The sequence below is a fragment of the Bosea vaviloviae genome, assembly GCF_001741865.1.
Lineage (GTDB): Bacteria > Pseudomonadota > Alphaproteobacteria > Rhizobiales > Beijerinckiaceae > Allobosea > Allobosea vaviloviae.
On record NZ_CP017147.1, the window covers coordinates 3800862 to 3813309 of the forward strand.

8 protein-coding genes are annotated in these 12448 nt (G+C 64.9%); 6 read left to right on the plus strand and 2 right to left on the minus strand.

Annotated features, from left to right (window positions below):
- Positions 1-68: 68 nt before the first annotated feature.
- Positions 69-476 (plus strand): ester cyclase, encoded by a 408-nt coding sequence (locus tag BHK69_RS17545; protein ID WP_069691221.1) that lies wholly within the window; start codon positions 69-71, stop codon positions 474-476.
- A 189-nt stretch (positions 477-665) separates the two neighbouring features.
- Here the strand turns inward: BHK69_RS17545 and BHK69_RS17550 are convergent, their stop codons facing one another.
- Positions 666-1442, minus strand: coding sequence for a C40 family peptidase (locus BHK69_RS17550; RefSeq protein WP_069693751.1), 777 nt, complete (start codon positions 1440-1442; stop codon positions 666-668).
- Between the two features lie 167 nt (positions 1443-1609).
- Entirely contained in the window at positions 1610-2227 is a 618-nt protein-coding gene (locus BHK69_RS17555; RefSeq protein WP_069693752.1) for a ParB-like protein, read from the minus strand.
- 271 nt (positions 2228-2498) lie between these two features.
- Between BHK69_RS17555 and BHK69_RS17560 the strand changes: the two genes are divergently transcribed.
- From BHK69_RS17560 to BHK69_RS32115, 5 genes are all read left to right on the plus strand, one after another.
- Positions 2499-3767, plus strand: coding sequence for an MdtA/MuxA family multidrug efflux RND transporter periplasmic adaptor subunit (locus BHK69_RS17560; protein ID WP_069691222.1), 1269 nt, complete (start codon positions 2499-2501; stop codon positions 3765-3767).
- Entirely contained in the window at positions 3764-6871 is a 3108-nt protein-coding gene (locus BHK69_RS17565; RefSeq protein WP_069691223.1) for an MdtB/MuxB family multidrug efflux RND transporter permease subunit, read from the plus strand. Before BHK69_RS17560 ends, BHK69_RS17565 begins: the two co-directional genes overlap by 4 nt.
- A gap of 3 nt (positions 6872-6874) precedes the next feature.
- Positions 6875-10153, plus strand: coding sequence for an efflux RND transporter permease subunit (locus tag BHK69_RS17570; protein ID WP_069691224.1), 3279 nt, complete (start codon positions 6875-6877; stop codon positions 10151-10153).
- Positions 10154-10381: 228 nt separating this feature from the next.
- On the plus strand, positions 10382-11812 hold the full coding sequence (locus tag BHK69_RS17575) for an efflux transporter outer membrane subunit (RefSeq protein WP_069693753.1): 1431 nt from the start codon (positions 10382-10384) through the stop codon (positions 11810-11812).
- Positions 11813-11881: 69 nt separating this feature from the next.
- Positions 11882-12328, plus strand: coding sequence for a hypothetical protein (locus BHK69_RS32115; protein ID WP_148663471.1), 447 nt, complete (start codon positions 11882-11884; stop codon positions 12326-12328).
- Positions 12329-12448 lie beyond the last annotated feature (120 nt).

Below are 12448 nucleotides of genomic sequence, written 5' to 3' on the forward strand. Positions count from 1 at the left end.
GTATTGCCATTCCCGCCGATCGGATGCGAGCTAGGGATGTACTGGACTGTTCAGGAGGCTTCTAAGGGATGACCCCCGAAGAAAACAAGCAGTTGGTTCGAAACTTCGTAGATATTGTCATCAATAATAGAAATCTTGATGCCGCCGGCGATTATATGGCGGAGGACATGGTCGAGTTGGTTCCGTTTCCTGGGCAAGGTCCTGGCCTTGCCGGGTTGAGGGACGTGCTTCGCGGAATGTTCGCTGCATTTCCGGATATGCACTGGACCATCGAGGAGCAGATCGCGGAAGGCACCAGTGTGTTGACCCGTTTTACATGGACAGGCACGCATAACGGCGAATTCTTTGGCGTCCCCGCTTCGGGCCGTAAAGTGTCGGTGTGGGGGATGGTGATTGATAGTTTGGAGCACGGCAAAATCAAGCGCTCGCGTATCCTGATGGACGCGCTTGGTCTCATGCAGCAGATCGGTGGCTAGCGGAAAGCGCGAGTTCCTTACCAGCCGACCGGGTCGCTTCCGAGTGAGCCCAGCGGGGAACGCATTGGGCCGAACAGACGGAGCGCTTGGCTGCTTGGTCCGGCTCGAATAACGCGACCTCTCCGTGGCATACGTTGGTCGAGGGCAGCTCGGACGGTGCCGTCCGGATGCGACGTGATCCAAGCTGTCTCAGGGCCCGTCGACCCAGGTCAGGCCCTTGTAGTTGAAGCCCTCCTCGAGCGTCGGCTTGACGATCTCGAAATAGGGCGAGATGTCGAAATCGGCGGGCGCGTAGAGGCTGTGATGTCGGATATGCATCAGTTCCTGACGGCGCCAGCTGCTGATGCCGCGCTTCACCGCGGCGCCCTGCTCGATGCGTGGCAGGATGGGGTAGCCGATGTGCCCGAACGCCTCGGCTAGCAAGGTCGAGCAGATCGCCCGGGTCGGCTCTCCCGATCCGAGCGCGATCATGCGCCGCCGCCAGCGCGAGGGGACGGGCAGTGTCGGCAGCAGATAGCGGGCGAGGTCGACGATGTTGCGCATGTCGTAGCGGATGCCGAGGCGCGAGATCATGAAGTTGATCAGTTCGTCGCGATCGCCGTCGGTCAGCCCCACCGGCCGGCAGATGCGGGTGTGGAACCGCGCCAGGCTCGAGAGCGGAACCGACCTGCAGCCCGCGTCGAGGACGACTTCGATCAATGTGTGGCGCTCACTGCCGTCATCGGGCGCCCCAAGCACGTCCCCGACATAAAGCGCGGCATGCGACCAGGTCGAACGGGTCAGGTATTTGACCGCCGTGGCGATCCTGCTGGAGCCGGCGACCAGGATGACGTCGCCCGGCCGCAATGTGCGCCGTAAAGCATCGGGATCCGAGGGGATGAAATCTTCCTGACCGGGCGCCTCGCGCAGCAGCACGCCGGCCAGTTTGTGTCCGAGCCAATCGAGAGCCGTGTTGGATTGCCTCATCGCAGTGTCGCCTTGCGCCATGCGTCTCGGGTAGATTTCGTCCGGCAGCGCTGGTCCCGTCGGTGACCAGAGCGCTTTCGAGCGAAGTGGATACCGGCTCGCATGAAGAAAACACGTTAAAACAATGATCTAAAGCAATTTCTGATCAAGCCGGATCGGAAATTGCTCTAGTTCTCTATGGGGCCACACCATCCCGGCAGATAGCTGGCCTCCTGGCTGCGCGCGAGGTCGAGCGCCTTGACCACCGCCGCTTCGAATGCGCTCACGACGCGTTTGCGCGAGATGCGCCGCCGCAGGAAGTCGGCCCAGAGGAACTCGGAGAACGGCGTCACATCCTTGGCGAAGCCGCCGGCGCGTCGGAGTTCTCCGGCGAGTGACCGGTAGGGGTCGTCCTTGAGGTCGGAGACCCGTTTGGGGATGTCGTCGACGCTGCGGCGCAGGCCCTCGGTGTCGTAAGGATGGGTCCAGGCACGGTGCTCGCAGACCGTCCAGAAGCTTTGCCTGGTCAGGCTCGACAGATCGGACACCACATTGACGAGCACCTCCTCGACACCTTCCTCGTGAAGCGCACGCACCAGGTGATGATGGTCGAGGACGTAGAAGCGCTCCTTGGGGCCCTTGAGCACAGGGATCATGTGCTTGCCCAGGAATTCCTGCGCATGCACGCCGTGCTTCTCGCGCCAAAGCCGGCGCTTGGCCTCGACCTCGCGCAGGCCGACCGTCATCTGGGTCGGCCGGAGTTCGCTGATCCGCACGGGGTGAAGGATGGGCTCTCGTATCGTCATCGGGGTCACCTCGCATGGGGGCGGCGGCTTCATCGGGCGGCGGATTTCGGTGTGTATGGACGATCGGGAGGAGATCGGCCGGTCTTGAGGGTATTCCATGGTGCGCATGGATAAGACGGGAAATGAATAGGACGGGAAAAAGCCACATCTGTGGCTAGGTTGGCCCGTGCCGAGTCGGCTGGAGGTCGGCGCTGGCAATGGGGATAGCCGCTCGGCGTTTGCCCAACTGGTGTATCGTCGCAGTGGAGATCCGAATGGTGACGGTGCGTCGATGAACCAGAAGCCTGTGTTCCCGAAGCTGTCCTCTGACAGCGAGGCACCTGCGGCTCCCGTGCGGAGATCGCGCCTGCGCTCGCCCGTCATCTGGCTGCTCCTCCTGCTCGTTGCCGGCGGCGCACTCTGGTGGAGCCGGCGACAAGCCGCCGAGGCGCCGCCGGCGCGCGGCGGCCGCACGGCCGTGCCGATGTCGATCGTCCCGGAAATCGTTAGGAAGGGCGATATCGCGATCAATCTCGACGCGCTGGGAACCGTCACCTCGCTGGCGACCGTCTCGGTCCGGTCGCAGATCAGCGGGCAACTGGTCCGGATCGATTTCAAGGAAGGGCAGGACGTCAAGAAGGGCGATCTGCTCGCCGAGATCGACACGCGCCCCTATGAGGCGGTCCTGGCGCAGATGAAGGGGCAATTGGCGCGCGACGAAGCCCTGCTCAAGGGCGCGCAGGTCGATATGGCGCGCTATCAGGGCCTGTCCGCCCAGAACGCCGTTTCCCGCCAGACGCTCGATACCCAGACCGCGCTGGTCGCCCAGTACGAGGGAACGGTGGCTGCCGACCGCGCCCAGGTCAACGCGGCCGAGGTCAACCTGCAATATTGCCGGATCGTCGCGCCGGCGGATGGCCGCGTCGGCCTGCGTCAGGTCGATCAGGGCAATTACGTCACCCCCGGGGACACCAACGGCCTCGTGGTGATCACCCAACTGGCGCCGATCAGCGTCCTCTTCACGATGCCGGAGGATAATCTGCAGGCGATCTCGGCGCGCTTGAGGAGCGGTGCGACGCTGCCGGTCACGGCTTTTGACCGCGCCGGCGCCAAGAAGATCGCCGAGGGCGTCCTGCAGACCTTCGACAGCCAGATCGATTCCACCACAGGAACGATCAAGCTGCGCGCGCAGTTCGGCAACGAGGCCAGGACGCTCTATCCGAACCAGTTCGTGAATATCCGCCTGCTGGTCGACACGCATAAGGACGTCACGCTGATGCCGACGGCCGGCGTGCAGCGCGGCGTGCCTGGAACCTTCGTCTATCTCGTCAATGCCGACTCCACCGTTTCCGTCCGCAAGGTCGAGCTCGGGATCAGCGATGGCGAGCATGTCGAGGTTCGCTCCGGGCTGAACCCGGGCGACGCCATCGTCATCGATGGCGCCGACAAGCTGCGCGACGGCGCACGGATCAGCGTACGTTCGGAAAGCGGCGCAAGCCCGGCGCAGCCAGAGCAACCGGCAGGCGGCAGGCGGCGGCAGAATGGCGGCCGCCAGCCATGAGCCCGTCGCGGCCCTTCATCCTGCGGCCGGTCGCGACCACATTGCTGATGGTCGCGATCATGCTGTCGGGCATCCTGGCTTTCCGCTTCCTGCCGGTCGCGGCCCTGCCTGAAGTCGACTACCCGACCATACAGGTTCAGACCTTCTATCCGGGCGCGAGCCCCGATGTGATGACCTCCTCGGTCACGGCGCCGCTCGAGGTCCAGTTCGGCCAGATGCCGAACCTCAACCAGATGAGCTCGGTCAGCTCCGGTGGCGCATCCGTCATCACTTTGCAGTTCGGGCTCAACATCACGCTCGACGTCGCCGAGCAGGAGGTCCAGGCCGCGATCAACGCTGCCGGGAACCTGTTGCCCTCGGACCTGCCGGCGCCGCCGATCTATGCCAAGGTCAACCCGGCCGATGCGCCGATCCTGACCCTGGGGCTGACCTCGGCGACCATGCCGCTGACACAAGTGCAGGATTTCGCCGATACGCGGCTGGCCCAGAAGATCTCGCAGCTGCCAGGCGTCGGGCTGGTCAGCATCAGCGGGGGGCAGCGGCCGGCGGTGCGCATCCGCGCCGATATCCGCAAGCTCGCGGCCTATGGCCTGAACATCGACGACCTGCGCAGCACGCTCGGCAACGCCAATGTCAACACGCCCAAGGGCAGCTTCGACGGCCCCTTGCGCGCCTCGACGATCAACGCCAACGACCAGATCAGAACCGCCAATGGCTACAGATCGCTGATCGTCGCCTACAAGAACGGCGCGGCGGTTCGGCTCAGCGACATCGGCGAGGTCGCCGACGGTTCGGAAAACGACAAGCTCGGCGCCTGGATGAATGCGTCGCCGGCCATCATCCTGAACATCCAGCGGCAACCCGGCGCCAATGTCATCTCGGTGGTGGAGGGCATCAAGGCGCTCCTGCCACAGCTCAAGGCGTCGCTGCCGGCCGCGATCGACATGGCCGTGCTCACCGACCGCACCATCACCATCCGCGCCTCGGTGCGGGACGTGGAATACGAATTGACGCTGGCGGTGATCCTCGTCGTGCTGGTGATCTTCGTCTTCCTGCGCAGCACGCGCGCGACCTTGATCCCGAGCCTGTCGGTTCCACTGTCGCTCGTCGGCACGCTGGGCGTGATGTATTTGAGCGGCTTCAGCCTCAACAACCTGACCTTGATGGCGCTGACCATCTCGACCGGTTTCGTCGTCGACGACGCCATCGTCGTGATCGAGAACATCTCGCGCTACATCGAAGAGGGCGACACGCCGCTCGACGCCTCCCTGCGCGGTTCGGAACAGATCGGCTTCACCATCATCTCGCTGACTGTGTCGCTGATCGCCGTGCTGATCCCGCTGCTGTTCATGGGCGATGTCGTCGGCCGGCTGTTCCGGGAGTTCGCGATCACGCTTGCCGTCACGATCCTGATTTCTGCCGTGGTTTCGCTGACCCTGGTGCCGATGGCCTGCGCGAAGCTGCTGAAGGCGGCGACCGAGACCCATGAGAACGGCTTCCAGCGCTGGAGCCGCGAGGCCTTCGACGGCATCATCGCGGTCTATGCCCGCATGCTGAACTGGGTGCTCGATCGCCAGACTTTGGTGCTGCTGGTGGCCCTGGCGACCTTCGGGCTGACGGGCCTGCTCTATGTGGTCATCCCGAAAGGCTTCTTCCCGCTGCAGGACACCGGCGTCATCCAGGCGATCTCGGAGGCGCCGCAATCGGTGTCCTATGCCGCGATGGCCAAGCGGCAGCAGGCGCTGGCGAGCGAGATCCTGAAGGATCGCGATGTCGAGAGCCTGTCCTCCTTCATCGGCGTGGACGGAACCAACAGCACGCTCAACAGCGGCCGCATCCTGATCAATCTCAAGCCGCATGAGGAGCGGACATCCAACATCGCCGCGGTGATGCAGCGCCTGCAGGAGCGCACCGCCTCCCTTCCGGGCATTACGCTCTATATGCAGCCGGTGCAGGACCTGACCGGCGAGGGCACGGTCAGCCGGATGCAGTATCAATTCATCCTGCAGGATGCGAGCGCCGACCAGCTCGCGGAATGGACGCCCAAGCTGGTCGACAAGCTGAAGGAGCTTCCGCAACTGGCTGATGTCGCAAGCGACATCTCGGCCCGCGGGCTCGCCGTCTTCGTCGACATCGACCGCGACCAGGCGGCTCGCTTCGGCATCACGCCGGCGACGATCGACAACGCGCTCTACGACTCCTTCGGCCAGCGCATCGTCTCGACGATCTTCACCAATTCCAACCAGTACCGCGTCATCCTCGAGGCCGATCCGCAGCTCCAGAAGTCGCTGCGCTCGCTCTCGGCGATCCACCTGCCGTCCTCGGTCGGTGGAGGGCCGGTGCCGCTCGACGTGGTCGCAAGGATCCGCGAGGGCACGGCGCCGCTCCAGGTCTCGCATCTCGGTCAGTTCCCGTCCGCCACCGTCTCGTTCAACCTGGCGCCGGGCGCTTCGCTCGGCGAAGCCGTGACCGCGATCAAGCAGGCGGAGGCCGAGATCGGCCTGCCCGAGAGCGTGGTCAGCAGCTTCCAGGGCGCGGCCCAGGCCTTCCAGTCCTCGCTCTCGAACCAGATCTGGCTGATCCTGGCGGCGATCGTGACGGTCTATATCGTGCTGGGCATCCTCTATGAGAGCTTCATCCATCCGCTGACGATCCTCTCGACCTTGCCGTCGGCGGGCATTGGCGCGCTCCTGGCGCTGATGGCGGCTGGGCAGGAGCTCACGATCGTCGCGATCATCGGCATCATCCTCTTGATCGGCATCGTGAAGAAGAACGCGATCATGATGATCGACTTCGCGCTCGACGCCGAGCGGAACGAGGGCAAGACGCCGCGCGAGGCGATCTACCAGGCCTGCCTGCTGCGTTTCCGGCCGATCCTGATGACCACGATGGCGGCGGTGCTGGGCGCGCTGCCGCTGATGCTGGGAACCGGCGCCGGGTCGGAGCTCAGGCATCCCCTTGGCATCTCCATCGTCGGCGGCCTGCTCGTCAGCCAGGTCCTGACCTTGTTCACGACGCCGGTGATCTATCTCTGGTTCGACCGCCTCGCGGTGCGTTTCGCCGGGCGCGAGCCCGGCATCAGCCCGGCACGAGAGACGAGCTAGGCCATGAGCCTGTCCAGCGTCTTCATCCGCCGCCCCGTCGCCACGACGCTGCTGACCTTCTGGCTCGCCGCGGCGGGCGCGGTCGCGTTCTTCCAGCTGCCGGTCTCGCCGCTGCCGGAGGTCGACTTCCCGACGATCTCGGTGCAGGCCTCATTGCCCGGCGGCAGCCCGCAGGATGTCGCGACGACGGTCGCGAGCCCGCTCGAACGCCATCTCGGGCAGATCGCCGACGTCTCGGAGATGACCTCGTCGAGCAGCGTCGGATCGGCGCGTATCACCCTGCAATTCGGGCTCAATCGCGACATCAACGGCGCGGCGCGCGACGTCCAGGCCGCGATCAATGCCGCCCGCGCCGACCTGCCGACGAGCCTGAGGGCCAATCCGACCTATCGCAAGGTCAATCCCGCCGACGCCCCGATCCTCATCCTCACCTTGACCTCGGACACGCTGACGCGCGGGGCGCTCTACGACGCCGCATCGACCGTGCTGGCGCAGAAATTGTCGCAGGTCGAAGGCATCGGCGAGGCCGTCGTCGGCGGCGGCTCGTTGCCGGCGGTGCGCGTCGAGCTCATTCCCCAGGCGCTCTACAAATACGGCATCGGCCTGGAGGATGTCCGCGCCGCGATCGCCAGCGCCAATGCCCATAGCCCGAAGGGCGCGATCGATGTCGGCGATCGGCGCTATCAGATCTATGCCAGCGATCAGGCGGAGAAGGCGGCGCAATACAGATCATTGACGATCGCCTATCGCAACGGCGCCCCGGTGCGCCTCTCTGATGTCGGCGAGGTGGTGGATTCCGTCGAGAACCTGCGCAATTCGGGCCTCGCCAATGGCAAGCCCAGCGTTCTCGTCATCCTGTTCAGGCAGCCGAATGCGAACATCATCGGCGTGGTCGATCGTGTGAAGGCGCTGCTGCCGACCTTGCGTGCCTCGGTCTCGCCGGCGATCGACATTGAGCCGGCTGTCGATCGATCGACGACGATCCGCGCCTCCCTGCACGATGTCGAGCGAACCCTGGTGATCGCGATCCTGCTCGTCATCGCGGTGGTTTTCCTCTTCCTGCGGGACTGGCGCGCGACGCTGGTTCCGATCGTTGCCGTCTCGGTGTCGCTGATCGCGACATTCGCGGCCATGTGGCTGATGGGCTACAGCCTCAACAACCTGTCGCTGATGGCGCTCACCGTCGCGACCGGCTTCGTCGTCGACGACTGCATCGTGGTGCTGGAGAACATCACGCGCCATATCGAGGACGGCATGGCGCCGCGCGACGCCGCCCTCAAGGGCGCCCAGGAGGTCGGCTTCACCGTTTTGTCGATGAGCGTGTCGCTCGTCGCCGTCTTCATCCCCATCCTGCTGATGGGCGGCATCGTCGGTCGCCTGTTCCGCGAATTCGCGATGACGACCTCGCTGGCGATCATGATCTCGCTGGCGATCTCGCTGGCAACGACGCCGATGATGTGCGCGGTGCTACTGCGCAAGCAGACTGGCGAGCGCCATGGGCGGCTCTATCGCGGCAGCGAGCGGGTCTTCGAATGGATGCTCGACGGCTACCGGAGCAGCCTCTCCTTGGCGCTGCGCCATCCCCGCGCGATCATGCTGATTTTCGCCTCGGTCGTAGGCCTGAACGTCTATCTCTACGACATCATCCCGAAGGGCTTCTTTCCGCAGCAGGACACCGGGCGGATCGTCGGTGCGATCCAGGCCGACCAGAGCATCTCCTTCCAGCTCATGCAGCAGAAGCTCGCGCAGTTCGTCTCCATCGTCAGGCAGGATCCGGCGGTTGACACCACCGTCGGCTTCACCGGCGGCGGGCAGACCAATTCCGGCAATGTCTTCATGTCGCTGAAGCCCATGGCCGAGCGCAAGATCTCGGCCGATCAGGTGATCGCCCGCCTACGGCGGGAGCTTTCGGCCGTGCCCGGCGCGACCCTGTTCCTGCAAGCCGTGCAGGATATCCGCGTCGGTGGCCGCGCCGGCAACGCGCAATATCAATACACGCTGCAGGGCTCGACCCTCGAAGAGCTCTATGAATGGGCCCCGAAGATCACGGCCGCGCTGCAGGGCCAGCCCAACCTTGCCGACGTCAACAGCGACCAGCAGAACAAGGGGCTGCAATCCAACCTGGTCGTCGACCGCGACACGGCTGCCCGCCTGGGCATCTCGATGAGCCAGATCAACAACACGCTCTATGACGCCTTCGGCCAGCGCCAGGTCTCGACGATCTTCGTCGCCCGCAACCAGTATCATGTGATCATGGAGGTCGCGCCGCGCTTCTGGCAGAATCCGGAGACGCTGAAGAACGTCTTTATCAGCACCTCCGGCGGGTCGGTCGGCGGTTCGCTGGCGACCAATGCGGTCTCGGGAACGGTGGCAGGGCCGGGGCAATCGGCCTCGGCGAACTCCGCCAGCGCCAATGCCGCCCGCAACCTCGCGACGAATTCCATCGGCCAGACTGGGCGCGGCACCGCCTCGAGCGGCTCGGCCGTCAGCACCTCCAGCGAAACCATGGTGCCGCTATCGACGCTGGCGCGGTTCGAGCAGGGCTCGACCCCCTTGTCCGTGAACCATCAGGGCCTGTTCGTCGCCAGCACCATCTCGTTCAACCTGCCGCCGAACGTCCCGCTGAGCGCGGCGGTCGAGACGATCGACGCGACGATGAACCGTATCGGCGTGCCCGCCACGATCCGGGGCAGCTTCCAGGGTACGGCCCGGGCCTTCCAGGATTCGCTGAGCAACCAGCCTTATCTCATCCTCGCCGCCCTGATCACGATCTATCTCGTGCTCGGCGTGCTCTATGAGAGCTATGTTCACCCGCTGACGATCCTCTCGACCTTGCCGTCGGCCGGCGTGGGAGCCTTGCTCGCCTTGATGGCGTTCAACACGGAGTTCAGCATCATGGCGCTGATCGGCGTCATCCTGCTGATCGGCATCGTCAAGAAGAACGCGATCATGATGATCGACTTCGCGCTCGACGCTCAGCGCACCCGCGGCCTGTCCGCGTTCGATGCGATCCATGAAGCCTGCCTGCTGCGCTTCCGGCCGATCATGATGACGACCATGGCGGCCATGCTCGGCGCCTTGCCGCTCGCGATCGGCCTGGGGGAGGGCAGCGAGCTCAGGCAGCCGCTCGGCATCGCGATCGTCGGCGGTCTCATCCTGAGCCAAGTCCTGACGCTCTATACGACGCCGGTGATCTATCTCTACGCCGACAGGTTCCGCGCCTGGTGCCAGCGCCTTAAAGGCGGCAGCAAAACGCCGGCTTCACCCGGTGCTGCCTCATGAGCGAGGCTTCTTTCCAGGCAAGGCAAGATTTTCAGGGACGGCAAGACTTGCAGGATCGGCAAGAGGGCTGCTTGCGGCCGGCCGAATGCTGTACGAAGACGATGATCGAACCCGAACCTTGCGGCCGAGAGCGGCATTCTGGTGCGGCGGACGCAAGTGCGGGCGAGGTGCGGAATGCGTGATGGTGTTGCGTTCGGGCGGGCTGCTTCCGCTCCGAAGATCGGCGTCATGCCTGGCCTCGCGCCGTTGGCCGCACTCATCCTGATCGGGATGGGGCTGTCCGGCTGCATCCTCGGGAGCGAGCGGCCCGCCACCAATCTCGAAGTGCCGGCAAGCTATCGCGAGGCGCCGCGCGCGCCCGGCAGCGCCGTGCCGGCGCTCGACTGGTGGCGCGGCTTTCGCTCGACGGAGCTGACGCGCCTGATCGAAACGGCACAAGCCGCCAATCTCGATATCGCCGTGGCCGTGGCCCAGATCCTCCAGGCCGATGCGCAGGCCGGGATTGCGGGCGCTCCCCTGCTGCCCACGCTGACGGGGAGCGGAACCGCCGAGCGGCTGCGCTCGGCAACGTCGTCGAGCAGTAGCAGCAGCGCAGGCTCGCGCTCGACCTCGCAGTTCAACGCCGGCCTCACGGCGAGCTACATGATCGATTTCTGGGGCAAGAACCGCGCGACGCTCTATGCGGCGGAGGAGAGCGCGACCGCGGCACGCTACAATCGCGACGTGGTGGCGCTGACCGCGACCGCGACCGTCGCCAACACCTATTTCGAGCTCCTGACGGCGCAGGACCGCCTCCGCATCGCGCGCCGCAACGCGGCCTCGGCCGAGCGCATCCTGGTCCTGATCAAGCAGCAATTCACCGCGGGAACCGCATCGCAGCTCGAAGTGTCGCAGCAGGAGACCTTGGTTGCGACCCAGCGCGCCTCGATTCCTCCGCTGGAAATCACCTTGCGCCAGAACAGCGCCACGCTGGCCTTGCTGGTCGCCCGGGCGCCTGCGAAGTTCACGGTGACTGGCGGAAGCCTCGCCAGTCTCGCGGTTCCGCGCGTCACGCCGGGCATTCCCTCGGAGCTCTTGCGGCAGCGGCCTGACATCATGCAGGCGGAGGCGCAGCTTGCAGGCTCCAATTTCAGCGTCGAGTCGGCGCGCGCCGCCTTCTTCCCGCAGATCCAGCTGACGGCCGATACCGGCTTCCAGAGCAAGGCCTTGTCGTCGCTGTTTGGACCCGGCGCGTGGTACTACACCCTCGCGGCGAGCCTGACCCAGCCGATCCTCGACGGCAATCTGTTGAAGAGCCAGCTGGAGCAGGCGCAAGGGGTCCAGCTCGAAAATCTGCAAGCCTACCGCAAGGCGGTCCTGTCGGCCTTCACCGATGTCGAGAAGGCCCTCGTCGCGCTTCAGCAGACGAGCTTGCAGGAGCGTTTGCAGAGCGAGGTCGTCGCCAGCTCGCGCCGGGCCTTCGAGGTGGCGGAAACCCAGCTGCGCGGCGGCACCGTCAACCTGGTCAGCGTGCTTCAGGTCCAGCAGACCTTCTTCACGGCCGAGGACAACTTGGCGCAGGTCCGCCTGACGCGCTTCCAGGCGGCGGCGAGCCTGTTCCAGGCCCTGGGCGGTGGCTGGACGCGGACCCCAAGGCCTGCGGAGCCGAGGCGGTTCTGAACGTCACGGCTTCAAACCGGGCCGCGCGCGACGCGCCAGGCCGGCATGTTATGATCTATGTGTGAACACATGGCGGAAGTGATTGTTCCGGCATGCATTTTCGCCGTTCTCAACGAATTGAAACGCCGGCGGCGCAGCCCATCTCTTGGGATGAGGAACGCTGCGGCGCTGGGGCTTCGGTCGGAGATACCGATAGGGGCCGAGATTGCGCATTCGTTCAGGCGTTCCCTTTTTGGAGGTAACGTCATGCGTGGTTTCATCATTGCCGCGGGCTTCGCCGCCCTGTCCTTCATGACGCCGGCGCAAGCCAGCGCGCCTTGGGAAGCGGCCTGCGCCTACAAGATGCCTTCGGGCATTCCCGGACAAGGCTGGACCAACATCGCCGATGACTGCACGCGGCTGGTGTTCTGCCAGAAGATGGAGAATCAAGGCGCCGCGGATCTCTCCCAGATGGGCTGCTTCGGCTTTACGCCGGAACTGACTATGCCGAGCAAGCACGGGCGCAGCCACGGCTGAACGTTGCCGTGCATCTCGATTAGCCTGTCCGGGTTGAGCTCCACGGGCTTTCCAGATCGATGCAAAATCAAGGTCCTGCAGCATCAGACCGAATACGATCTTTGGCCTGATGCTGTGCCG

Bases quoted from the DNA above. Each gene is read 5' to 3' on its own strand.
- BHK69_RS17545 (WP_069691221.1), top strand. From the start codon at position 69: ATGACCCCCGAAGAAAACAAGCAGTTGGTTCGAAACTTCGTAGATATT.
- BHK69_RS17550 (WP_069693751.1), bottom strand. From the start codon at position 1,442: ATGAGGCAATCCAACACGGCTCTCGATTGGCTCGGACACAAACTGGCC.
- BHK69_RS17555 (WP_069693752.1), bottom strand. From the start codon at position 2,227: ATGACGATACGAGAGCCCATCCTTCACCCCGTGCGGATCAGCGAACTC.
- BHK69_RS17560 (WP_069691222.1), top strand. From the start codon at position 2,499: ATGAACCAGAAGCCTGTGTTCCCGAAGCTGTCCTCTGACAGCGAGGCA.
- BHK69_RS17565 (WP_069691223.1), top strand. From the start codon at position 3,764: ATGAGCCCGTCGCGGCCCTTCATCCTGCGGCCGGTCGCGACCACATTG.
- BHK69_RS17570 (WP_069691224.1), top strand. From the start codon at position 6,875: ATGAGCCTGTCCAGCGTCTTCATCCGCCGCCCCGTCGCCACGACGCTG.
- BHK69_RS17575 (WP_069693753.1), top strand. From the start codon at position 10,382: ATGCCTGGCCTCGCGCCGTTGGCCGCACTCATCCTGATCGGGATGGGG.
- BHK69_RS32115 (WP_148663471.1), top strand. From the start codon at position 11,882: ATGGCGGAAGTGATTGTTCCGGCATGCATTTTCGCCGTTCTCAACGAA.